We start from the raw sequence: 22,773 nt of genomic DNA on the forward strand, positions 1-22,773 counted from the left end.
ACTTTCATCCCCTTGGCCTGCGTCGCGGCCACAGTCCACGGATGCTGGGGAGGCGTGGGACCTGGGATCGTGACAGGAACGGTGACTTGGAACGGGCAACCGGCGGCCGGCAAACGGGTGTTTTTGTTGGGTGGGGAGAGCCGGGTCGTGGCGACCGACGGCAACGGCCGTTACACCTTCTCCAACATCTCGGCACGCCGAGGACAGGTGCTCTATCGCGGCGAGGGCGATAGCAGCCGCATCCCCCCCAACGAAATCTCAGAGTGGCGAAGCCTCCCTTTTGAACTGGGCGAGGGGGCGGGTAAGGACGTCCCTGCGATTGAAGTGGCCTATAATGGACTGCTGTACCCGGACGAGGGAATGGCCTTGCTGGTGAGCGGGGAAGCGGTGGTGCCATTCCATTGGTCCACCCATCCGAGGGCTCAGCGTTATCGGGTCAAGCTCGAGTCCGAAGCCGGCGGGTTCCGCTGGTACAGCCCATGGAGCACGGACCCCACGGCCATTTTCGGGCAAACCGTGAACACGGGGAGATACCGCTGGACGGTGGAAATTGACGGGGGAGAAACGGGCCTCGGCGCCAGTCGCTCCCGACAGGTAGATTTCTAAATGGAACCTTACATCGGGCAAGCCCTCGACCAAGACGCGCCGATCGCCCCGGAGGCGGAGCGGACGGCGGAGCTACGAATCAAACGCCTCATGCCCAGCAGGCTGCACGAGGCCCTTCAGGACCTGCGTTTTCGAAGCCTTTACGAACCCTTTGCCGGCCAATGCCAGATCTCGCGCTACTTCAAGCGACAAGGCAAGCGGGTCTTCGCCGGGGATCTGCTGGAGGGCCATTACTGCATGGCCAAGGCCTTGATCGCCAACAACGACAAGCTGGTCTCGCCCGAACGGCTAAACACCTGGCAAGAGGTCATTCGCGACCCACGGATCGCGACGCGTTTCAGCCCCTGGGCCCACCAGCATTTCACACCGGAGGAAACGATCTGGCTGGGTATCTGGAATGCGCACCTCGCCGCCAGTGACGTGGACGTGACCGAACGTGCCCTGGGAGCTACCGCTGTGGCCTACACCATGCGTTACTGGCTCTCTCTGCGAAACAGCGAAATCAAGGGCAGCCCCCTCACGCCCTCACAGGCCTTCTCCCATTACGTACAAACGCTCAATGCGTGGGTATTCAACAATGGAGTCCAGAATCGCGCCCTGTGGGGAGACGCCTATCAGCAGGCCTCCCGTGTTGAAGCGGACCTCCTTTTCTGCTATCCTCCCACCCACCTTGGTTTCCACCAATATCCTCTGGCCCTCACCTTGTTTGAGGGATGGCTCAAGGGGGATCCCCACCTGACCCTACCCGGCCAAGTCGAAATGATCCCGGGCCCCCCAACCCTCGGGATGAGTCTCACCTCCGCATCGCTATACGCGGAAGCCCTGCGGCGTTTCCTTTCCCGTTGCACGCACATTCCGCTGTGGGTCGTGGCTTATCATGAAGGTTATCTTCTCGACGAGACGGCATGGACGGAGCTGGTGGGAGAATTCCGCACGATTGTCCGGCATGTCACGCTCAGTCCCCCGGACTCCCTTCATCCTCGGCGACACGCGGAAAAACTGTTAGTCGCCCGCTGACCACCTGGCCACCAGTACAAGGAACCCGTCATGCTCAAAGAGGGCAGCCTTCAGGACTTCAGCCTACCTGACTTGTTGCAGATTCTCGTGCTCGGCAAAGCATCCGGCACGCTCTCGATGCGACGGGATGGACGAACGGGCAGCCTGACCTTTGTGGACGGGCAACTCGTGCAGGCACGCACGGGCGAACGTTTCGGGGAAGACGTGGCCGCGGACCTGTTCCTGTGGACGTCGGGCGTCTTCGATTTCGCTGAAGGAATGCCGCCCACCGCCCCCGCAGACGTCTTACCACTGGATAGCATCACCCAGGAGGGCATCCGGCGACTGGATCGTTGGCGACAGGTGCGCGAGAGCTTACCCTCATTCTTCTCGTCGCGAGCCTGGCTGCATCCCACGCAGATGTACCAGGCCGAACCATCACCGCTGTTGCAAACCCTCGGCAGCGGTAAAACCTACGGTGACCTGGTCAAGGACTGGGCGGCAAGTGAACTGGAGTTGCTTGAAGAACTTGCCCGCCTTTACCACGAGGATCAGTTGGGCATTTCGTGTGCCCCCGAGGAACAACTGCGCCAGCTGTTCGACAATGTGGCCACTGAGTTGTTCAGCCAGTTTGCCTCGATCAGTGGCGTCAAGATGGTGGAAGGACTGGAAGCGCGGCTCAACGAAGATGCCCGTCTGGCAGCGCTCGGCCTGCGCTGGCGCGCTGGTAAGCCCCAGGACAGCCTCCCCGGCAATTGGCCGAAGGCCCAGTTGATGGGGGCTTATCGCTCCCAGTTTCACGTGATGTCGGATTTCATTTCGAGGGTGTATGGAGCGGCCTTCGTGGAGCGTGTCATCCAGCCCGTCCTCGAGGAAGCGACGGCCCCCCAGCGGGCCCTCTGGCTGGAATTGACGGCAACCGCCCCGTCGTCCTCTTCGAGCGGGCACTCGGGAGGCTGAGAATGGCGAAACCGAATGGCAATCTGGTCCTCACGGAGGCAGGGGTTCACGCCCTGAACAGTCTGACGTCCCAGTTGCAACTTGACACGCAGGCGCGGGCGGTTTTGCTGATCGAAAAGAGCGGGCAGATCATCACGGCCCAAGGCCAAACCAGCACCCTCGACACGCTCTCTCTGGCCGCCCTGATCAGTGGTTCGTTTGCCTCGACCAAAGCCCTGGCACGGCTCCTCGGAGAGAAGAACTTCAAGACCCTGTTTCAGCAGGGCAAAACCGAAAGCATCTTCGTGGTACAACTCGAAACCACGGATACCTTGGCCGTGGTGTTCGGTGCCAACGTGACGATCGGCCTGGTGAAGTTCAAGACGATGCAGGCCCTGGAGCGAATCAATTCCCAAATGCAGGCGCTTTACACCGACAAGAAGCCCACGCTGTCGAATCTTTCCCAGTCCATCGACAATCTGTTCTAGCAGACGCCCTGACATCGGAGGAACCCGACGTGGCACTGATCAACTACGCCACCCGCGAAGTCAATTGCAAAATTGTCTATTACGGGACGGGGCTCGGTGGCAAGACCACCAACCTGGAGTTCATCCACAAGCAGGTGCCTCCTCATGTGAGGGGGGAAATGGTCAATCTGGCGACGCCAACGGAACGCACCCTGTATTTCGACTTTCTCTCCCTCGACCTCGGCAGCGTGCAGGGGTTCAAGACCAGATTTGCGCTGTATACCGTGCCCGGGCAAGTGGAATACAATGCGAGCCGAAAGCTGATTCTCAACGGGGTCGATGGCATCGTTTTTGTGGCCGATTCCCAGATCAGCCGCTGGAACGAGAACATCGAATCGATGCGCAACATGGCAGAAAACCTGGCAGAATACGGACTGAAGACCGATGAAGTGCCCTGGGTGCTGCAGTTGAACAAGCGCGATCTGCCACAGGTGAGCCCGATCGATGAGCTCAATCGGGCCCTGAATCCCAAGGGAGTTCCTCATTTTGCGGCCGCAGCGCATCAAGGTTTGGGGGTGTTTGACACCCTCAAGGCCGTGAGTCGTTCCGTCCTGACCCGACTGTCATAGGGCGCGCTTGCCACCAGCGTTAAGACTGGACTAAGTTCCAGTTCCGTGGTACGTTGGAAGGCCGCTCAAGTACGGTCTGCCCGACTCCACGCTGCAAGTCGAGCCCGTTGTGTTTATCGCCGTCTGGCGGTCCCGAACCACCAAGGAGTTCCTGTCCCATGTCCAAGTTCAACGCCGGCGAAATCCTCAAGTCGATCGAACAGCCTCACCTGAAGGCAAGTGTGCCTGATATGGCACCGGGCGACACCGTCAAGGTGTTTGCCAAGATTCGGGAAGGCGGCAAAGAGCGCATCCAGGCCTACGAAGGAACCGTCATCAAGCTCCAGGGCGCCGGAGTGAACCGCGCCGTGGTCGTGCGCCGCATCTTCCAAGGTGTCGGCGTGGAACGGACCTTCCCTGTCCACTCTCCCCGCGTCGATCGCATTGAGGTCCTTCGCAAGGGCGACGTGCGTCGCGCCCGCCTGTACTACCTCCGGGGCCTGCAAGGTAAGGCCACCCGGATCAAGGAAAAATCGTCCAGCCGGCCGGCCAAGTAGCCTTCCCCCGTTGAGGCCCCGAGCGAAAACTCGCTCGGGGCCTTGTTTTATCGTCGCGAACACGGGGAAAAATACGGTCGCAACTTGTTGGAAGGACTGAACGGGATGGCCCTCTGCGCGTATCACGAAGACACCGAGAGCGAAGCCGTTTGCGTCTCCTGCAAGTCTCCCATCTGCGCCAAGTGCAGAGATTACGGGGCGGATGGCATGTGTGGCATGTGCCTGGAAATGTCGAACGCGCGTCGTTTCAAGCCGGACGTGGCGGCACCCAGTGCAGACCCGGACGCCCAACCCAAACCACGCCAACCCACCGTCCTGAAGAGCGCCGCCGCAACAGCGCGCAGTTCGCAAAAAGGACCCAAAGAAGGCGCTCCCCCAGGCCCACGCTTACCGGTCACCAGAAAGGCAGCGCCCAAGAATGCCGCTGGTAAGCGCGCAGCTGCCCCCACTGGCACGGCCCCGCGCGGGAACGCCAAAGGACCAGCCTGGCTCCATCAGACGCGGTATCGCCTCTACCTGATCGTGACCGTGGCTCTCCTGGGCTCCCTGGGGGGATTCTCCTGGTGGTCAGGCCAGTTGGGGGCCGATGATGAACTGCAGCTGCAGATGCGGCAACACATGGGCATGGTGAAAGCCGCCGTGCTGACGTTACAAGAGCGCACGGGCAATCTGCCTACCGACGTTTCTGCCATCGAGACCCAACTCCGCTTGCGGGGCGTCGACCCGGAAGGCTTGGTGCCGCCGCTGCGAATGGAGTTGAACCCGCGCACCCCGGCAGCCTGCACGGTCTTGCTACGCCAGACACCCGAGGGCCTTGAGATTCGAGCCACTGATGGCGCCGGGGCCGAGGTCACCTTGGATGACAAACCTCACGTGCTGGTCGCCCTCAAGCGCGAGGTATCAGCCGTTCCCGCCGCCACGGAGACTTTGCCATCTCCGGGGACGCCCTGAGAAGCACGCCGCCCTCGACGCGCCGGCATCAGTCGGGGAGCGAGCCCCCTCCCCCGTGTTCTGCCCCCCTGAGGCACGGCCGGCCGCTCCCGCAACGAGAGAACACCAGCCTCCGTCAGCAGGCCTTCGGGACCACACCCCCGTGGTCCCGTGTTCACTGGGTAAAGGCAAAATTGAACTGATTCCAGGCCGGCGCGTTGAAACTCCACCCGCGCAGATCCTGCTTTCGAAGTTCCCATTGACCGCCCAATTTCTCGTTCAGGTCACGAATGCCGTTGCGGTTGATATCGTCCCAGGCGAATACGTTGATCAGCCCATAGCGTGTTCGCACGGAGAAGGTCTTTTTAAAGCGATTTTCGGAATCGACCAGGACAATCTCACTCGGGACATAAATACCAGTCGCCAGGAGTCCAGCCCCTTGGGGTCCCAGGATGCGAAAACTGCCCCGGTCGGTGCTGTTGCCTTCCCCCTGCACGAAGCCCACGCGAGGATAACTGGCATAGCCCCGCGTGACGGCGCCCTCGATCATGTAGGTCTCGGCATCCGGGCGCCAGAGCGTTTCAAAATTGGGGTTCATAGGGGCACAGGCCGCCGCAGAGAGGGCAAGCAGGGGGGCTGGAAGGAGGCGGAGGCAGGCGAACATGACAGGCGGAAACGGGTATGTTGAGGGGGTGGGTCGACACGAGGCGGCCAGGCCACCCGGTCGGTATATACCCGCTGGCTCCCCCCCATCGCACCCGGAGGTTCCGCGTTGACGACGAAGCCGCTGGAAAAAGTTGAATCCAAGCAACGTCTGTTTGACCCCTACAAGGTTCTGCTTCACAACGACGACCACAATGAAATGATGCATGTGGTCCAATCCATTGTGAAGTCTGTGCCGCAGATCGCCCAGCGCGAAGCGGTCTCGATCATGGAAGAGGCCCATCTCACCGGCGTGGCCGTGGTGATTGCTGCGCCCTTGGAATACGCCGAAATGTACTGCGACCGTCTGCGCAGCTTCGGGCTGGTGGCCTCGATCGAGCAGGACGTTTAGCGACGCACCGTTCGCCCGGAAGGAAAGAATTGAGCCCCGCCCCCCTCGTTCAGCGAGACGCGGGGCTCAGTGCGCGGAGCCCACAGGCGGCAATGCCCCCATGTAGACCGGCGTCACCCAGTCCGTGAAACTCGGATGATTGCCTCGAACGGCCCGGTTGTAGATCTCCATGATCTGGCGCGTGACAGGTCCCACTTGCTCTGTCCCGCCAACAGGCCGATGGTCAATCGAGGTCACCGGCGAGATCTGGGCACCCGTCCCGCAAAGAAACATCTCGTCCGCGATATAGAGTTCGGTGCGGTCCACGGAGCGCTCATCCGTCGCGATACCCAGCTCCTCGCGGGCAATCCGCATCACAGCCCGGCGCGTGACCCCCTCCAAAATGTTGTGCTGAACGCCCGGCGTCACCAGTTCACCGTGCCGCACGAGGAACAGGTTCATCGCGCTGCCCTCCGACACGTGACCATCCGCATTCAGAAAGATCGCGTCATCAAAGCCGTTGTGGTAAGCCTCGGTCTTCGCCAGGGCAGAGTTGATGTAGGCGCCCGTGATCTTGGCCCTGGCCGGTACTGCGTTGTCATCCAAGCGGCGCCAGCTGGAAACCCCGACCTTGATGCCGGTGGTGTCGATGTAATCGCCCATGGGGGTCGCAAACATCGTGAAGTCCGTATTCAGCTTGTGCAGACGGACCCCGATAATCTCATCCCCCATGTAGAGCAGGGGACGAATGTAAACATCTTCCCGAAATCCATTGCGCCGGATCAGTTCGAGCGTGATCTCACACAGCTCATCAACCGAGTACGGAAGGTTCATGTACAGGATGCGCGCAGACTGGTGGAGACGCTCGAAGTGCGGCCGCATCTTCAGAACGAACAGCTCGTTCTTGTCGGCATTCCAGTAGCCGCGAATTCCTTCGAAGCAGCCAGTGCCGTAGTTCAGACCGTGGGTCATCACCCCCACCTTGGCTTCCTCGAAGGGCACAAACTGGCCTCGAAAAAAGACAAAGGATGGTTTGGTCGCCATGGGGGCTCCTTTCAGGTCCGGCCATCTCACGCGCGCGACGCTGCGCACTCACCGGCCGTAGGCTTGAATTCCCGATTATAGCAGTTTCGAGGGGTCCGACAGGCCCGAGAGCGTTTCAGCCCGTCCAGAGAACAAAGGGGTAAAGGAAGCCGGGTGAGGCAGCCCCAGATGCGCATAGGCCTTGGGATTCACCACCCGTCCGCGGGGGGTGCGGGCCAGGAAGCCTGCCTGCATGAGGTAGGGCTCATAAATGTCCTCGATGGTGGCCGGATCCTCACCCAGCGCGGCAGCCACCGTTTCGAGCCCCACCGGCCCCCCTCGGTGATGGTCGATGATGACCGTGAGCAACTGGCGGTCGAGGGGCTCCAGGCCAGAGGGATCCACGCCAAGACGATCGAGAGCGGCAGCCGCCACCGGCTCCGTGATGGCCCCCCCTCCGTTCACTTCGGAAAAGTCACGTACTCGCCTCAGCAAGCGGTTCGCGACGCGGGGGGTGCCCCTGGCCCGACGTGCCATGGCCAAAGCCCCGGAAGGTTCCAGGACCAGCCCGAAAATGTCGGCAGCCCGATGCAGGATCGCAACGAGTTCGTCTTCGCGGTAGAAATTGAGGCGCTGAATCAACCCAAACCGATCACGCAGCGGCGCACTGAGGGCACCCGCGCGGGTGGTGGCCCCGATCAGGGTGAAGCGAGGCAACGGCAAGCGACGCGTCCGGGCCGTTTGTCCCTTGCCTATCGTGATATCCAGGCTGAAATCTTCCATGGCCGGATAGAGCAGTTCTTCAGCCAGACGACTCAACCGGTGGATTTCATCGATGAACAGGACTTCACCCGGTTGCAGGGTGGCCAGCAAGCCCGCAATATCGCGCGGACGTTCAAGGGCAGGCGCCGAGGTGATGCGAACGGGCACGCCCATCTCTGCCGCGACAATCTGGGCCATGGTGGTCTTTCCAAGGCCCGGAGGCCCGTGCAGCAACAAATGGTCCAGCGGCTCCTGGCGACGACGCGCGGCATCGATCGCCACCTGCAGAACGTCCTTGAGCTCGCTCTGACCCGCATAATCCGCCAAGCGCCGCGGTCTCAGGCCACCATTCTCCGCCTGATCTTCGGGTTGTACTTCGGGCGTCAATAGACGCACGGGCGGCGTGACGGGCGCACTCAGCGTGTCACGCACCCGTTTCGGAATGGGGTCCTCGGAAGAATTGATGATGGCCAATGGGCTGTCTCACCACGTCGGCCGACACCGGCCTGGAGGCATGGTAGCATAGAACAAGTGTTCCAGGTACCACAGGGCTCACGCAGGGGGCGAGAGAACCTGAGCCAGAGCGTCGAGCAGCATTTGACTGCGAATGGCTTTCTCCAGACACAGGGTGTGATGGGGGCGCAGCAAGTCCATCACGCGCGTTTCCGATTCGGCCGTCACGAACACCATCGGGATGTCCCGCGTGGCCGTCTGACCACGTAACCTACGGGCCACCTCATCGCCATCCAACAAGGGCAGGTTGACGTCGAGCACAATGGCTGCCGGCAACTCAGCCTCCGCGATGCGCAGAGCGTCCAAGCCGTTCCGTGCGATCAACACCTCGTAGCCGCGATCACGCAGGCGACGAGAGAGAAACTCGACGGTGTCTGGGTTGTCCTCAACCAGCAAGATCGTGGGCATGGCAGGTACCGCGCACCCAAGCTCAGGCAGTCATCGCACGGAATGGTGACACGCAAGCCCGGCCCTGTTCGACCGGGCCACAGATTCAGTTCAATCCAAAAGTGGTTTGGAGGGCTTGGACGCAGTGAGGCAGGTCCACAGATTGCACCTGGCCCATCACGATCAAGCGCACGTCTTGTTCGGAGACACCCGCCTCTTCTGCCACCTGGCGAACTCCGAGGCCACGCCTCCCCATTTCGCGAAACAATTCTCTGACCCAAGGCTCATAGCGATCATCGGGGGGGAAAATTTTCAGCATCTCATCGGAAAGGTGACGGGCCGAGGAGACCTGGGCGGCGTATCCACGCGCCACCAACATTTTGGATACCAGCAGGTTCATAAAGACGTGTTCGATGGCCCCCGGATTGCGGTCCGCCCAGTCCTGGACCGGCGCAAGATACTCGGAGAAGGCTTCCGGCGCCATTCCAGCGGCCGTGGCAATCTTCTCAATCACCTCGGGGTTGCGCGGAAATGGGACATCTCCACGCAGAATTTCGTACATGTAGGTGCGGCTGACCGGGACCTGGCGTGCGAATTCCTGCCGGCTGAGACCGAGGTCCTGTAGACGTTCCCACAGCTTACGCGTCGAAACGGGCAGGACGCTGACGAGTTGTTGATACTCGACGAACAGCATGGGGTCGATCCGGGCCACTTCGGCGAACTTCTCAAGCGTTTCCCGGACCGCTGGAAATTTGACCTTGCTGTTGAATATGCGCGACACATACTCGTAGCTCAGGCCGGTCTCGTTGACGAACGTGCGGCGGTTAACGCCGGCCGCATCCAAGCTTCGCTTGAGAATCTCGATCGACGGTGAGCGCGGCTTGATGCCGGCAGAATCGCGGCGCACAGGCCGACGAGAAGGAAGAGCACGAGCGCGTTCGGACACGTTGAACCACCCTTTCTGCGACGCTGTTCAGGTCATCGCGAGGTGCTGATAAACGCTGTCCCACCAGCTGAGCTGATAACGCTCCAGTGTCACTATAGCACGAAGGATGGGTGAGCAAACAAGCCCCTGGCCGGCCTTCCTTGGAGCGGAGCGGGACTCCGATGACGCAAGGGCCGCCAGACGGCGGCCCTTGGGTGGTGATTCGGTCAGATCAAACGATCGGCCGCGCGCGGACGACTCCCCCCGGTGCTCGGTGTTCCTCGCTTGAGCCCAGGCAGCAGCGCGAGGCCGGCCCGCTGCCATCAGCGCGTTTCGGGAGCGAGGATGGCAGTCTGATGGGCCTCAAGTTTGTCGAGGCGAACGGAACCACCGACCACCGTGACCGTCCGCCGCGAGAGCAGGTCACGCAGCCGCGTGCCCTCAGGGTAGATCTGGCCCACGCTGAAGGCCAGATCACGCGTTTCGTCGCCGCTGTTCATCGCCACGACCACCTGTTGCCCCTGATCGGCCCGCGCGAAGACGAACTGACGGTAGTGATTGTGACGCATCAAGGTGCGAACTTCCCCCCCACGCAGGGCCGGGTTGGACTTGCGCAACGCCACCAGCCGCTTCACGAAGCGCAGCATGTCGTTGCCCTCGTTGGCCTCCTCCCAGGGAAAACAGCGCCGGTTATCCGGGTCCTTGCCGCCCAGCATGCCGATTTCATCCCCGTAATAGATCACGGGAGCGCCGGGCTGAGTGAACATGTAGAGCAAGGCTTCCTTGGTTCGAACGAGATCGCCGCCGGCCTCGGTGCGCACCCGCGCCACGTCGTGGCTGCCGAGGATGTTGAAGCTGGCCTCCGTCACCTCCTGGCCATAATGCCGGCGCAGGGAACTCTGACGCGCATCAAGGTCGTCCACGCTGGATTTGCGGTAAGCGAAGAAATCGAGAATGGCGGAACGCCCCACATAGTTCATGACCGCATCGAACTGGTCCCCTTGCAACCACTGAGAGCCGTCCTCCCAGATTTCACCCACAATGTAGGCTTCTGGATTGATGGCGCGCACGCGACGCCGCCACTCCCGCCAGAAATCCGCGTTGTCGATCTCATTGGGCACGTCGAGGCGCCAGCCATCGATGCCCTGGCGGGTCCAGTACTCGGTGACGTCGAACAGGTACTCCTGAACCTTCCGGTTGCGGGCCGCCGTCAATTGAGGCAAGGTCCCAAACCCCCACCAGGCGTTGTAATTCGGCTTTGGCGAAGTGACCACCGGGAAGCCCCAGATGCTGTAATAGCTCCAGTAGGGGCTCTGGGGACCGTTTTGCTTGCAGTCCAGGAAGAACGGATGGTCATCGCCGGTATGGTTGAAGACCCCATCCAGCAGAACCCGGATTCCCGCCGCGTGCAAGGCGTCCAGCGTGGCCTTGAAATCCGCATTGGTCCCGAAGGCCGGGTCAATCTGCATGTAGTCGGCGGTGTTGTACTTGTGGTTGGAACTGGCCTTGAACAGCGGATTGAAGTAAACCGCATTGATCCCCAGCGACTTCAAGTAGGGAATTTTGGCCTTCACGCCGGCCAGGTCGCCACCAAAAAAGTTTTCGTATTCAGGCTTTCCTCCCCAGGGTTGCGCGCCGGCAGGGTCATTGGCCCGGCTTCCGTTGGCAAAGCGCTCGGGGAAGATCTGGTAGAAAACAGCGTCCTTGACCCACTTCGGCGTGAAACCCTGGCGCTTGATGGCGGGTCCCCGCCGTTGCGCCTGCTGAACGAGACCGGAGCGCTTGGTTTGTGATTGCGCGGCCCCTAGCACAGCGCCACAGCCCGTCAAAGCGAGAGACGCGACCAGGCAAGCAGACCCCCAGGTTTTGGCACCCATTGCGTTGCGCACAGCTTCACTCCATCCAACTTATCAATGCGACCCGTCAAGCGATAGACGTCTTTTTATTTTACGCGAATTTAAACTAAATTCAACCTTTATTTTTTATTTTCTTAACTATCGCGACCAGGCGGCCAGCTGTCGGTCACTCAGGTGTCGTTCTGTCCCCAAAACCGCGTCCGGGTGGCGGTTGCATCAGGCGCCCCCCTGCCAGCCGAGAAGAGCACCCCTGCGCGCCGGCCTCGCATCCCCCCAGGGCATCGGGATTCAGATCGTGTGGCGACGAGCACCGGGCAGGCCAGGTTGCTCGCCGGGTCGCCCCGTGAGGGTCAAGCCACGGCATAAGGCCGCACATGGCGCGGGACTTGCGACACCAACCATGCCGATGGAGGGGGGCGTTCAGTACCGTTCGGCGAACAAGGGCGCTTCGACCGCAGCCCGCCAGACGACCTCGCGTGCCGGACTCACCTCGATCACGCGCTGGTTGCCCGTGTCGGCAATCAGCGTGTTCCCGTTCGGCAGACGCACCGCAGAATTGGGCAGAAAACAGGTGGCACGATTGCCGTCGCCACCAAAGTCCCAAGCCAGGCGGTGGTCTGGGGTGATCTCCAGAATTCGGCTGTTCCCGGTGTCGGTCACCAGGGTGTTGCCGTTGGGCAAGCGCGTGGCGTGCGTCGGGCGATTGAGATTGCTCAGATCGCCGTCCCCGAAGCCCCAGACAATGCGACCCGCATCATTGACTTCGATCACGCGATGATGGCCCGTATCAGCCACCAGAGTGGTCTTGCTGAGGTCGAGGCGCTCCACGCTCATCGGGCGAGCCAGATCGACCTTCAGCGTCCGCTGAACCTGCTGGGAAGACGAGACCTCGATGACCCGGTCATTGCCGGTATCGGCAATGAACGTGTTGCCGCTGGCCGCGCGATGAACACCCTGTGGCTGACTCAAGCGACCGAGCACGAGCGGCTTGTAGGACCACACAGAGGTCCCGGTCGGGGTAACCTCTTCCACCCCCTGAGAGGTGGCCAGCAACAGGTGACCATTCGCCAGCACGCGAACCTGGCCCGCCCCTCGCCGGAGTTGCGCCAGTCGACTGGTCGCAGAGTCGAGTTCCAGGACGGCCTGCGAGGTGGCGATCCAGGTGTGTCCCAACCGGTTCAGATCACGGGCAGGCACCAGGCGAAAGTCCGCCCGCATCGAAGCACCAGCCCGCAGGGCCACCCCGAGCCGTTGCTCCCGGAAACCCGGAAAGTGGGCCAAGACGATGGGAGTCCCGACAGGCACGGCTTTCAGAAGAAAAGAACCATCGGCATTGGAACGGGTTGAACCGGAAATCCCCACCACCGAAACGGTGGCTCCGTGCAAGGGGCGCCCCGTGACGGCATCCAGGACCGCGCCCCCGATGGTTCCCCTTGGCGCGTTGGCCGGCGCCACCAGCACGGTGACCAGCACAGGCGCTTCATTCTCCACATCCAGCGCGTGAGTGGCGCGCAGTTCCTGCAGGCGAGCCACGGCCTGGTATCCCTTCCCTGGCGGAACCTTCGGGAAGCTGGCGCGACCCTCGACGTCGGTCTTGATTTCCGGCCCCACGGAAGCGCCGCCGGCATCCAGCAGGGCCACACTGGCGCCTGCCAGCGGCCTGGCCGCGGCGTCAATCACGGTGATCGTCACGCCGGAGGTTCGTCCCTTGGCCTCCGCGGCAGGGGCCGCCCCCAGGGCCGAGGGAGCGGGCGTGTTGAATTCTTGACGAGAGCCGCAGGCCGAAAGGACGACACTCGCCCCGGTCAGGGCGACCATCATCCATCGGCGAGTATGCGGCAGCAGCATCAGCAGCACTCAGGGCACGAAGTAACCGAGCGGAGCGATCGCCTTGGCGATCGCCTTGGCGTTGTGCATGTTATGGGTATCCGTCCGAACCGCGCAAACGGTCCAGGTATAGCGTGTACCGACATTCAGAGGAACCGACCACTGCATCGGGCGGGTGCCTTCGAAGACGTCCATCTGTTGGCCATACATCATGACGCTGGCGTCCGTGTCGGTCCGGAAGCCACGCCACATCGGCAACGACGGAAGCACGCCCCGCACGGTCTTGAAGACCTCGACGTAGTAACCATCCGCCCCCCGAGAAGGGGTCCACTTGAAATAAGGCGTCTGCCCCACCTGGCTCGCCCCCTGGCCTGGCTCACGCAGGTAAGGAACGTCCAGTGGAGAGAGCGGCGCGCAGTTGTCCTGGCCCGCCGCAATCACGTTGCCGGCTCGGTCCAGCGCTTCGACGGTGAAGACGTATTCCTGGCCGACGTTGAGATTCCCAAGTCCGCCCATCCCGCCCCCGACGATGGCCACGGGCATCCACTGGGGCAGGTAGTAGCACAACTTGCCCTTGTCCCCGGAGGCCTGACCTTCACGGGAAGCCAGGGAATAGATGCGATAAGCCCCGGCGCCCTTCACGGGGGTCCAGGTCACGCGCGCCCGGATCACGGTGGCTTTGAGATTCCCCATGCTCGGAGCCGGCATCAAGGTGTGAGTCGAGGCCAGGGCGCGCACCTGCAAGCTGGCCGGCTCGACCGGAGTGGAGGAGGCCTTCGGGATCGGCGGAAGGTTGACAGGGCCTTCGACCGGATCGGACTCGGCCATCTCCGGTTGGGTCTCCTGGTAGACCTCGTTCACGATCGGGTTGCGCGGCGCTGCGGGAGCGGCCTTGTCGCTGAGTGCGGTCTGGCTGCCGAAATTGGGCGTGGGGCGACCACAGCCAGCCACCCAGGTCGCGCAGAGAATCGCCAGGGCGAGTGACTTCGCCACGTCGTTCTGGCACCACATTCCGGCCATCACAGGTCCCCTTCCATCACGTGGCGACTCGCCACGGTGCTCTTCACACGAGGGCCACCCTGACGTGGCACCTGATGAATCTATCGCTGATGATCCGAGTGGGGTTGCGTCCAGAAGTTGAAGAAAACGTTAAGTTATACTTAACTGGGCGCTAATTCACAGCATCTTGACGCGGCGAAGGGGAGCCGAAGCCGCAAACAAAACAGCCATCCAAAATGGATGGCTGTCGGAGGAGCGGGAAAAGGGATTCGAACCCTCGACCCCCACCTTGGCAAGGTGGTGTTCTACCACTGAACTATTCCCGCAATTTGTTTGGCGCGCCTTAACGACACCGCAAACGTGTTTAAACAATAGCACGGGTGGTGCCCGCTGTAAAGTGGGTCGGGAGATTCTCGTGACAATTGCCGGAGTCCGCTCGGCGACAAGCGCCCTGCGGGCTGAACGTCCGTCAAGTCAAGCGCAAGCGCTGCTGAAGCGCCGTGAGACGAGCCTGAAGCTCGGACGTCTCCAGGTCCCGGTACAAGGGAGGCAACAAGCGACGACTGGAACATTCGAAGATGGCCAGCAACTCCATGAAGGCGATCATGTCCCGATCGCGGTGGGGAATGTAATCCCGACACGCCGCGTCCGCATCGGAGCGCGTGATCTCTTCCCGCGCCTCCAGGGCCGCGAAGCGCGCGGCGATCAGCAAGACGGCCTCAAGTTCCGCCCCGGAATACCCTTCCAGCAGGCTCAACGGCTCCAGCGCATCGGTGGTCGCGCAGCGCAGTCGATTCTTTCGCACGAGCGCCTCCACCAGCGCCCGGCGTGCCTCCCGGTGATGGGGAAAGAACAGCGGAATTTTCAGGTCAAACCGCCCCGGCCGCTTGAGATCGACATCCAGCTTGTCGGGGCGGTTGGTCATCACCAACCAGAGCACCCGCCCACGCTGACGCGTGTCGGCCATGAAAGCCTTCAAGGTGGCAAACACCCGGCTACTGGTTCCAGAGTCGCCATCCTCCCCTCCGAAAGCCCGCTCCACCTCATCCACCACCACCATGACCGAGCCCATGGTCTGGATCAGGCCCAGAATTTTTTGCAGATTGGCCTCGGTGGACCCGACCCATTTTTCCCGAAAGTTCTTCAAGACCAGGCACGTGAGTCCCGACTCCCGTGCGAAGGCAGCGGCCAAGAAGCTCTTGCCCGTTCCCATGGGCCCTACCAGCATCACGCCCATCGGCACCTGCTGCGTCTGCCCCTCCCGGATCGCCCGGGCCGCCGCCAGCAAGACCCCCTTGGGCTCCTCCAGCCCGCCGACGGCATCCAGTCCGTGCGGGGCCTCCATCAACTCCACCAGGCCCTGGCACTCGGCCTCGATCACCTCTTTGCGACGCTGCGACACCAGGGCAAAATCCACCGGCAACGCGGATTGCCTGGCCATGCGGAACATGTTGTCGATCTGAATGAAGCGCAACCCACTGGTGATGCGCGCCAGCGTCGCATCGTCCAGCACGCTTTCAAAAGCCCCCTCGCTCCGCCGGCGTGCGATCAGGGCGCAGCGATCCGCTTCAGGGGGACGTGGAATGACCAGTTGGGCCAGTTGCGGACTGCCTGCGACGCGGCGATTCAGGTCCGCGACGTGCTCGCTGACCAGCAAGATCAGGTTGTCACCGCCCAAAATCCGGGCGTCCTTGGCCCAACGTTGCAAGGTCAGCACACAGACCCGGTCGTCGGCACTCAGCATGGCCAGGTCGGCCGCCGGGGCGATCGCCTCGGCAAAGTCGATCACGAGCGCCAAGCGCGAGCCCGGCGCCAGCAAAAAACGCTCGAGCAATGGCAGAACCTGGGCGGCCGCCGTGGGCAATTCCGCGGGTTCGAAGACCTCACCATCGGCCAGCGCCAGCGTCGCCCGCTGTTGCAAGAAGCGTCGTTTCATCTCGGGCTGCGCAAACGTGAGCCCTTCTGACGGGTCGTAGAAGACGACCAGTTCCTTGGCCGCCAGCAACCCCTCGGCCAGGAACGTTCGCAGCGGCACGAAGCCGCTCCGCCAGGGCACCAGGTCATGAACGTTTCCGTGAAGCAAGAACTGCGCGGATTCGCCAGCCAGATAGCGGCGCCGGAGGTCCTGGGCCCAGCCCGGTAGCGCCACGATGTCCTGGGAGGTGTCGGTCACGGGAGGCCCTTACAAGGTCTTTTCCGCTCCAGCTTGCTGCTGAGCGGCCATCTGACGCTTGAGGGCTTCCAACTCACTGCGTGCCACGGAGGTGGTCGTCGCGGCCTTGATCTGGCGCAATTTGTGATCGACCCCGGCCCCCTGGACCTCGCTGGCCACGTCCGCCTGAGCCTCCAGTTTGTGGATGCTCTCCCGGACCGCAGCCAGGGCACGAGTTTCTGCGGCCGTGCTGAGACCGGATAGCTGTTCTTGAATCTTGAGACGCGCCCGGGCGTGCTCTCGCTTGGCGAGCATGCGATCGCGCTCGGCCTTGAGCTTCTCGATCTCGCCCTGAAAGCTGACCAGGCCCGCTTTGGCCTCGTCGGCCTGCTGCGTGACCTCCTTGAGTTCCCGTTCGGTTTCGGCCAGTTCCGCGGTGAGCTGATTCTTCCGTTCGATCAGGAGCAAAGCGGCTTCTTCCTCCCCCTGCTGCACGGCCACGGGGATCTGGGCCGTCACCTCTTCCAGCGCCTTGCGCTGGGCCTGCAGGTCTCGGGAGAGCTTGTTGCGCAGCGTGACGATGCTCGCCACCGCGCCCAGTAACTTTTGATGCTGGGTCACCCGTTCATTGATGGCTTGCTGATAAACGATCTCCGGGTTGTCCTTTTCCAGGTCCTCGACCCAAACGGAAAAGAACCCTTTGAACACGTTCAGGAAGCGAGCGAAGAAACCCATGCCGTCGTTCCTTTCCGAGGTTGGTGCCGGGGCGCCCGGCGATCGTCCCCAGGCCCCGCAGGGCGCCCAGGCGATGGAGCGTGCCGCTCCAAGCTGCTCCCAACATACCCTCTGACAGTGCTTTAATGATCGGGCCACCGGGCGGCCTTGGCCCTGTCCATTTTTCCGGGGAGTTCCCGCGCGTGACCTTCCAGCCTGAGCCTGGCACCTTGTATCTCGTCGGCACGCCGATCGGCAACCGGGGAGACCTCTCGCCGCGCGCCAAAGCCGTCCTTGAGGGCGTGAACGTGATCGCGGCCGAGGATACCCGGGAAACCCTCAACTTGTTGCGGGCCGAGGGGATCGACACCCCACTGGTCAGCCACCACGCGCACAACGAGGCCGCCTCCGCGGCGCGCCTGGTGGGGCGGCTGCAGCAGGGGGAGGCGATCGCCCTGGTGTCGGATGCCGGCATGCCGGCCATCTCGGACCCCGGGGAACGACTGGTGCGCGAGGTGGCGGAGGCCGGCCTGCCGATGACGGCGGTGCCGGGCCCGACCGCCTTCGTGACGGCCCTGGCACTGTCGGGCCTGCCCACGGCCCGGTTCGTGTTCGAGGGTTTCCTGCCCCGCGAAGCCAAGCTGCGCCGGCGGCGGCTGCGGGCCTTGCAGGGGGAGACCCGCACGATGATCTTCTACGAGGCCCCCCACCGCCTGCTCGACACGTTGCAGGACATGGCCGGCTTGTTCGGTCCAACGCGCCCCGCCGCGGCCGCCCGAGAACTCACGAAACGCTTCGAAGAGGTTCGACGCGGCTCCATCGGCGAGTTGGAAAGCCACTTTGCGACGTCGGCACCACGCGGCGAATTCGTTCTGGTGGTCGGTGGCGGCGAGCCGGCGGCCGCCGAGGCAGCCTCTGCCGCCGATTGGGAAGCGGCCCTGTCAGCCCTGCTGGCGGAAGGAGTGAGGCCCAGCGAGGCGGCCCGCCAGATCGCGCAAAGCCACGGCGTGGCGAAAAAGGTCGCATACGACGCGGCGCAGCGCCTGCGGACCTGAGCCAGACCTGACGCGCGCGGGGGAGGCCGCGGCCATCCGGGATTTTCCCGCTGTCCCCTCGGGGAAGGGCGGCCTGGGCCGCTGGCTCAGCGCGGCGTCGGCTACAACTTGAGGTCCTGCCCGGGGGCCAGCACGTGCAGCTTGAGGTCCCGCGCACTGGCCAGGGCGGGATTGGCCAGGCTGACGCGCCCCGTCTCCACCACCACCGCGGGGGTCTCGCCCCAGACGCGCAACTGTCCGCTTTCGATGCGAACCCCATTGTTGGACGACAGGCCGACCCCCAGCGCGCCACCGGCCAGCATGGCATCCACCACCAGGCGGTCCAGCGAACCGGGCGCCCACACGTCCGCCGAGGTGATCACCCCGGGAACGATACGCAAGCCCGAGGAAAGGTCTTGCAAGCCGGTGCCCCCCCGCGTAGCCGGTTCTCCCACCGTGCCGACGGCGCCGCCCGCCGCCACCACTTGCAAGCTGGTCGCCGCCTGTCGCAACAACTGGCCTGGTTCCCCCATGAGGGCGTTGGCCAGGGACCCATCGGCATCGTCCAGCAGCACGACCCCGCCGGCGATGCCCAGATATTGCCGCAAGATCGGGCTGCGCACCTGCGCGGCTGACAACACGCGCAGGGTGGTGCGTCCCTCCGCAGCCAGGCTGCGCTGCCAGGCCTGGGCTTGCGGCATCGCCAGATGCCCGGCCAGGATCAGCAGTTCGTCAGGGAGCGGCCAGAACGGCCCTCGAAAGGAGCTACCGAGTCCGGCAAACCAGGCGGGGGGCGGCAGGGCATCACCGCCCTGGAGCCAGAGCGAGGTGGCACCCAGGGGTTCTCGGCCCCGGCTTGGCAGCATGGGCGCCCGCTCCTGGTTCTCCCGGCGCCAGCGGAAGGTCTCGCCCGCGGAGAGCGTGTGGAGGTCCACGTCACGGATCGAGACCGGCCCGCGCGCAGGGGTGGTCACCCGGGCCTTGGCCACATCCAGCACCGTCACCCGCCCACTGCCGAGAACCCGCACCCCCTCGGCGGTGAAAACGGCGGCCGTGCCTTCATCCACGCCCACGCCCAGCATGCGCGGGGTCTGGGCTGCAGCCAGCAGCAGGCGTCCCAGGCGCCCTTCTCGCCCGAAATGCGTGTCGATGATCGCGTTGGGCAAAACGGCCAGACCATCCCGCACCTCCAGGCTGCCAGGCCCGATCCCCCGCTGCAAGGCGGGCACGCTGGCCCCTGAGGTGATGTAACTGGGACCCCAGACCATGGCCCCCGCGCTGGTTCCGGCCAGCACCACGCCACGTTGCCAGGCCGCCAGCAGCGCCCCGTGGGCCGGTGTGCCGGTGATGGTTTGGACCAGGCGGATCTGGTTGCCGCCCGTGGCGTAGATCAGATCCGCCTGGGCGATCGCCTCGATGACGGTGGGCTCATAGGCCTGCTCGCGGGAGAGCAAGGGCAGCACCGAGACCTGAGACACCCCGAGGCTTTGCTGAAAGAACCGCGTGTAGACCGTTCCGCTCTGGGTCGGATTGCCGGAGGCGGTGTTCACGATCAACACCTTGCTCGCCCGGCCTCGGGCCAGTTCAATCACGTCTTGCATCAGTTCGACGTTCTCGGAACCGCCCCCCACGGCCACCAAGGTGCCGCCCTGCGCCTCGGCGTCGGCACGGAGCCCCAGCAAGGTCCCCAGCAGCACGCAGGCGAGCGCGACAGGCAACAATCGCTTGACCGGGAGGCCCCGGTTCGGTCGTGACGGGTTCAAGGCGCTTCCAACTTCCATTCCCAGACGTTCCACAAGTTGCCGCGGATCGTCGGGTTGGGACGAAATCCGCGCAGCCGCGTGCTGGTCGCATCCGTGCCCGACCAATATAACAGGGGGATCACCGGAAGATCGAGGCGCAGGTGACGCGCCACTTCACGATAGATCGCGGCCCGCTCGCGCTGTCGCAGGGTACGTAGGCCGGCGTCGAGCAGGGCGTCCACGCGGGCGTTGCGATATCGCGCCCGATTTTGCCCCAGCGGGGGAATCTGGTCCGAGCGCCAACGAAAACTCGTGTCGGGGTCCGGACGGGACATGGAGGCCAGCAAGGCCAGATCGAAGGTGCCGTCGACCAGGCGCCCGTGAGGCGAGCCCAGCAGCACGGAGGGCGGCCATTTCTCCAGCGTGAGTTCGATCCCGGCTGCCTGCCACTGCTTTCGCCAGATCTGCGCCGCCAGGGAGCGGGCCGGCTTGTCGGCCGTGGTCAGCAAGGTGAGGCTGAGACGGGCCGCGCCGCGCCGCCGGATCCCGTCCGGGCCCACGCGCCAACCCGCGGCGTCGAGGAGCGCGGCAGCGGCCCGTGGGTCGTGGGGATAGGCGTTCACCGCCTGCGGGTCGAAAGCCCAGTGAGACGGGGGCAACTCGCTCCAGGCGGGCTGCATCAAGCCCCCGTAGGCCCGGGCATTCAGCTGCTGACGGTCGATCAGGTGGGCGATCGCCTGACGCACCCGTCGGTCTGCCAGGACCGGCCGTGACAGGTTGAAGACCAGATGCTCCCAGGAGCCTGAATGGCTGACGTGCACGCGTTCTGCGGCCTCCCGTTGCAAGGCGTCGAAGGCCGTCGGGGGAGCCCCCTGCAGCAGGTCCACTTCCCCCGTGCGCCACAGTTGATAGGACGTGGCCTCCTGCGGGATGAATCGCAGATCCAGGCGCGCCACCGCCGGCTTGCCGCGGAAATAATCGGGGTTGGCCTCGGCCAGGATGCGATCCCCGGTGCGCCAACCCGCGAAGCGGTAGGGGCCGGTGCCGATCGGCTCCCGATTCCAGCGCTGCCGCGCCAGGTCGCGCGACGCCGAGGCCAGCTGATGAGCGGGCAACACGAATGGAAACAGTTCGGCGTAAGGCGCGTAGGGGCGTCGGAACTCCAGCCGCACCGTATGAGCATCAAGGGGCACCACCTGCTGAATCTGCTCGAATCCGGCGCGCGAAATGGCCGGAAAGTCCGGGTTCATCAGCAGGCGCCAGGTGGCCTGGACATCGCGCGAGGTGAAGGGCTTGCCGTCGTGCCAGCGCACCCCGCGCCGCAGCCGGTAGGTCACGTGCATGCCGGCCCCGACGGGGCGAACCCCGCCATTCTCCAGCGTGGGCACTTGCTCGGCCAGATCGGGCAACCAGTGCCCCTGCGGGTCGAGCAGCAGCAAGCCACTATGAAAGGCCGCCGCGGTGGTGCCCACCACCGCCATTGGCGAGAGGTAGGGATTGAGCGTCTCCGGCTCCTGAGCGAACACCACGACGGCCGTGTCGCGAGATGGCGCCTGCGAGGCTCCCCCCCGCGCGCAACCCGGCGCAAGCATCAGCACGGCCAGTCCCAGGCCAAGCGCAGGTCTTGCTGCCGTCTTCCAGCGCGCCAGGCCCGGCAGCGCCCCGCCATGTCGCCTCAAACGCGTCACGGCTGGTCTGCCTCCAACCAGGTGGGCGCGGCCCAGTCCTCCCCGGGTTCCGCCAATCCGTCAGGCTCAGCTTGGCCGGGCGCGCGGCGGAAGGCCTGTTCGAGGTCATCTCGGACGGCGACCAGACTCACCTCCAGTTGATCGAGGATGAACAGCGCCCCACCGACATCGAGGTCCAGCAAGGCCAGCAACAGATGCCCCGTCCCCACCTGAGCGAGGCCCGCGGCCCGGGCGATCGCCCAGGCGTTCTCGCAAACCTCCTCGCTCCAGCGCGAGAGTTTCAAGCGCCCGGGCATCGTCCCGCTTCCCCGACCAATCGCCTGATAGGCCACGGCCTCCACCTCCAGGGGGTCGACCCCGTGGGCCTCCAGCAGTTTGGCGGCAAGCCCGCTGCGCACGTACAGCAGGCCCGTGAACAGCTGCTCCGTGCCCACGATCGTGTGCCCATAAAAACGCGCGGCGGCATAGGCGTAACTGAGCACGGACTGGGCCGCCGGCGTCAGCAGTCGCCGGGCAAAGCGCCTGGGGCGCAGCGGCAGCTCCTCCGCGTGTTCTGCCGCTTGTTCCGCTTCGCTCTGCGCCGCCAGGGCCTGAAACGCCTCCAGCAAGGGCTCACGCTCGAGGCCCAGCTGGGCCAGCAGGCGCTGCGCCACCGTATCCGGCTCTTCCAGCAAGGCCTTGAAGAGGTCCTGGCTCTCGACCAGACGAAGTGCGGGTTGATTGAGTCGTGCCAGCACCCGCAGGGTTCCAGGCGCGAAGACCAGCTCTTCCTGACGTGCCAGGCTGTAGCCACGCCCGCTCAGATGCTCCACGGCCAGCCGGAGCTTTTTTGCGTGCAACCCCTGGCGCTGCAACAGACGATTGGCCAGGCCGCGCTGCTCATGCAGCAAGCCCAGCAACAGATGGTCCGTGTCGACCTGGTGGAAGGCCAGGCGCAAGGCCTCTTCACGGGCCGCGTTCAGGGCCTGGATCGCGCCAGCAGAGAATTTTTCTAACAGGAGAAACCTCCCTCGTC

At 63.8% G+C, this 22,773-nt stretch carries 22 protein-coding genes and 1 tRNA gene; 9 read left to right on the forward strand and 14 right to left on the reverse strand.

From position 1 onward, the window contains the following. The first annotated feature begins 54 nt into the window (after positions 1-54). The 7 genes from VKP62_14875 (at position 55) to VKP62_14905 (ending at position 5,124) form a co-directional block, all read left to right on the forward strand. Positions 55-606, forward strand: coding sequence for a hypothetical protein (locus tag VKP62_14875; protein ID MEB3198479.1), 552 nt, complete (start codon positions 55-57; stop codon positions 604-606). After that, positions 607-1,623 (forward strand): DNA adenine methylase, encoded by a 1,017-nt coding sequence (locus tag VKP62_14880; protein MEB3198480.1) that lies wholly within the window; start codon positions 607-609, stop codon positions 1,621-1,623. A 30-nt stretch (positions 1,624-1,653) separates the two neighbouring features. Then, positions 1,654-2,562: a DUF4388 domain-containing protein gene (locus VKP62_14885; GenBank protein ID MEB3198481.1), complete on the forward strand. Its 909-nt coding sequence runs from the start codon at positions 1,654-1,656 to the stop codon at positions 2,560-2,562. 2 nt (positions 2,563-2,564) lie between these two features. Next, positions 2,565-3,029 carry a roadblock/LC7 domain-containing protein gene (locus tag VKP62_14890; protein ID MEB3198482.1) on the forward strand — a complete coding sequence of 155 codons (465 nt, stop codon included), beginning with the start codon at positions 2,565-2,567 and terminating at the stop codon, positions 3,027-3,029. Between the two features lie 29 nt (positions 3,030-3,058). Further along, on the forward strand, positions 3,059-3,637 hold the full coding sequence (locus tag VKP62_14895) for a GTPase domain-containing protein (GenBank protein ID MEB3198483.1): 579 nt from the start codon (positions 3,059-3,061) through the stop codon (positions 3,635-3,637). Positions 3,638-3,795: 158 nt separating this feature from the next. Further along, positions 3,796-4,173, forward strand: a complete 378-nt coding sequence (gene rplS, locus VKP62_14900) for a 50S ribosomal protein L19 (protein MEB3198484.1) — start codon at positions 3,796-3,798, stop codon at positions 4,171-4,173. A gap of 42 nt (positions 4,174-4,215) precedes the next feature. Next, on the forward strand, positions 4,216-5,124 hold the full coding sequence (locus tag VKP62_14905; protein ID MEB3198485.1) for a hypothetical protein: 909 nt from the start codon (positions 4,216-4,218) through the stop codon (positions 5,122-5,124). A 154-nt stretch (positions 5,125-5,278) separates the two neighbouring features. Here VKP62_14905 and VKP62_14910 read toward each other — a convergent pair whose 3' ends face one another. Continuing rightward, a complete protein-coding gene (locus VKP62_14910; GenBank protein MEB3198486.1) occupies positions 5,279-5,701 on the reverse strand; it encodes a hypothetical protein in 423 nt (140 codons plus the stop codon). 174 nt (positions 5,702-5,875) lie between these two features. Between VKP62_14910 and VKP62_14915 the strand changes: the two genes are divergently transcribed. After that, a complete protein-coding gene (locus VKP62_14915; GenBank protein MEB3198487.1) occupies positions 5,876-6,157 on the forward strand; it encodes an ATP-dependent Clp protease adaptor ClpS in 282 nt (93 codons plus the stop codon). 66 nt (positions 6,158-6,223) lie between these two features. On the opposite strand, the gene VKP62_14920 is transcribed toward VKP62_14915, so the two are convergent. From VKP62_14920 to VKP62_14965, 10 genes are all read right to left on the reverse strand, one after another. Beyond that, the gene (locus tag VKP62_14920) at positions 6,224-7,180 is read right to left on the reverse strand and encodes a branched-chain amino acid transaminase (protein ID MEB3198488.1); all 957 of its coding nucleotides are present in this window, start codon (positions 7,178-7,180) and stop codon (positions 6,224-6,226) included. Positions 7,181-7,255: 75 nt separating this feature from the next. Then, a complete protein-coding gene (ruvB, locus tag VKP62_14925) occupies positions 7,256-8,395 on the reverse strand; it encodes a Holliday junction branch migration DNA helicase RuvB (GenBank protein ID MEB3198489.1) in 1,140 nt (379 codons plus the stop codon). 78 nt (positions 8,396-8,473) lie between these two features. Then, positions 8,474-8,842 (reverse strand): response regulator, encoded by a 369-nt coding sequence (locus tag VKP62_14930; GenBank protein ID MEB3198490.1) that lies wholly within the window; start codon positions 8,840-8,842, stop codon positions 8,474-8,476. An 85-nt stretch (positions 8,843-8,927) separates the two neighbouring features. Next, positions 8,928-9,767 carry a helix-turn-helix transcriptional regulator gene (locus VKP62_14935; GenBank protein MEB3198491.1) on the reverse strand — a complete coding sequence of 280 codons (840 nt, stop codon included), beginning with the start codon at positions 9,765-9,767 and terminating at the stop codon, positions 8,928-8,930. A gap of 302 nt (positions 9,768-10,069) precedes the next feature. After that, complete coding sequence (locus VKP62_14940) at positions 10,070-11,635, reverse strand: alpha-amylase family glycosyl hydrolase (GenBank protein ID MEB3198492.1); 1,566 nt, start codon at positions 11,633-11,635, stop codon at positions 10,070-10,072. A 387-nt stretch (positions 11,636-12,022) separates the two neighbouring features. Continuing rightward, positions 12,023-13,450 carry a carboxypeptidase regulatory-like domain-containing protein gene (locus tag VKP62_14945; GenBank protein ID MEB3198493.1) on the reverse strand — a complete coding sequence of 476 codons (1,428 nt, stop codon included), beginning with the start codon at positions 13,448-13,450 and terminating at the stop codon, positions 12,023-12,025. A 9-nt stretch (positions 13,451-13,459) separates the two neighbouring features. Beyond that, on the reverse strand, positions 13,460-14,449 hold the full coding sequence (locus VKP62_14950; GenBank protein MEB3198494.1) for a hypothetical protein: 990 nt from the start codon (positions 14,447-14,449) through the stop codon (positions 13,460-13,462). 233 nt (positions 14,450-14,682) lie between these two features. Then, a tRNA-Gly gene (locus VKP62_14955) sits at positions 14,683-14,754 on the reverse strand. A gap of 143 nt (positions 14,755-14,897) precedes the next feature. Beyond that, positions 14,898-16,601: an ATP-binding protein gene (locus VKP62_14960; GenBank protein ID MEB3198495.1), complete on the reverse strand. Its 1,704-nt coding sequence runs from the start codon at positions 16,599-16,601 to the stop codon at positions 14,898-14,900. A 9-nt stretch (positions 16,602-16,610) separates the two neighbouring features. Continuing rightward, complete coding sequence (locus VKP62_14965) at positions 16,611-17,315, reverse strand: PspA/IM30 family protein (GenBank protein MEB3198496.1); 705 nt, start codon at positions 17,313-17,315, stop codon at positions 16,611-16,613. Positions 17,316-17,497: 182 nt separating this feature from the next. Here VKP62_14965 and rsmI point away from each other — a divergent pair, with 182 nt between their 5' ends. Next, on the forward strand, positions 17,498-18,349 hold the full coding sequence (rsmI, locus tag VKP62_14970) for a 16S rRNA (cytidine(1402)-2'-O)-methyltransferase (GenBank protein ID MEB3198497.1): 852 nt from the start codon (positions 17,498-17,500) through the stop codon (positions 18,347-18,349). 101 nt (positions 18,350-18,450) lie between these two features. Here rsmI and VKP62_14975 read toward each other — a convergent pair whose 3' ends face one another. Genes VKP62_14975 through VKP62_14985 form a run of 3 tightly spaced genes read right to left on the reverse strand, consistent with a single transcriptional unit; the run spans position 18,451 to position 22,756 of the window. Next, a complete protein-coding gene (locus VKP62_14975; protein MEB3198498.1) occupies positions 18,451-20,091 on the reverse strand; it encodes a cyanophycinase in 1,641 nt (546 codons plus the stop codon). Continuing rightward, entirely contained in the window at positions 20,088-21,758 is a 1,671-nt protein-coding gene (locus VKP62_14980; GenBank protein MEB3198499.1) for a peptide ABC transporter substrate-binding protein, read from the reverse strand. Before VKP62_14980 ends, VKP62_14975 begins: the two co-directional genes overlap by 4 nt. Continuing rightward, positions 21,755-22,756: a Clp protease N-terminal domain-containing protein gene (locus VKP62_14985; protein ID MEB3198500.1), complete on the reverse strand. Its 1,002-nt coding sequence runs from the start codon at positions 22,754-22,756 to the stop codon at positions 21,755-21,757. Before VKP62_14985 ends, VKP62_14980 begins: the two co-directional genes overlap by 4 nt. Between the last annotated feature and the right edge of the window lie 17 nt (positions 22,757-22,773).

This window comes from Candidatus Sericytochromatia bacterium, from assembly GCA_035285325.1.
GTDB lineage: Bacteria > Cyanobacteriota > Sericytochromatia > S15B-MN24 > JAQBPE01 > JAYKJB01.

What these genes read in the sequence shown, in the direction of transcription:
- VKP62_14945 (MEB3198493.1), bottom strand. Translation starts at nt 13,450, where the DNA reads ATGCTGCTGCCGCATACTCGCCGATGGATGATGGTCGCCCTGACCGGG.
- VKP62_14885 (MEB3198481.1), top strand. Translation starts at nt 1,654, where the DNA reads ATGCTCAAAGAGGGCAGCCTTCAGGACTTCAGCCTACCTGACTTGTTG.
- rplS (MEB3198484.1), top strand. Translation starts at nt 3,796, where the DNA reads ATGTCCAAGTTCAACGCCGGCGAAATCCTCAAGTCGATCGAACAGCCT.
- VKP62_14930 (MEB3198490.1), bottom strand. Translation starts at nt 8,842, where the DNA reads ATGCCCACGATCTTGCTGGTTGAGGACAACCCAGACACCGTCGAGTTT.
- VKP62_14890 (MEB3198482.1), top strand. Translation starts at nt 2,565, where the DNA reads ATGGCGAAACCGAATGGCAATCTGGTCCTCACGGAGGCAGGGGTTCAC.
- VKP62_14965 (MEB3198496.1), bottom strand. Translation starts at nt 17,315, where the DNA reads ATGGGTTTCTTCGCTCGCTTCCTGAACGTGTTCAAAGGGTTCTTTTCC.
- VKP62_14920 (MEB3198488.1), bottom strand. Translation starts at nt 7,180, where the DNA reads ATGGCGACCAAACCATCCTTTGTCTTTTTTCGAGGCCAGTTTGTGCCC.
- VKP62_14950 (MEB3198494.1), bottom strand. Translation starts at nt 14,449, where the DNA reads ATGGCCGGAATGTGGTGCCAGAACGACGTGGCGAAGTCACTCGCCCTG.
- VKP62_14910 (MEB3198486.1), bottom strand. Translation starts at nt 5,701, where the DNA reads ATGAACCCCAATTTTGAAACGCTCTGGCGCCCGGATGCCGAGACCTAC.
- VKP62_14880 (MEB3198480.1), top strand. Translation starts at nt 607, where the DNA reads ATGGAACCTTACATCGGGCAAGCCCTCGACCAAGACGCGCCGATCGCC.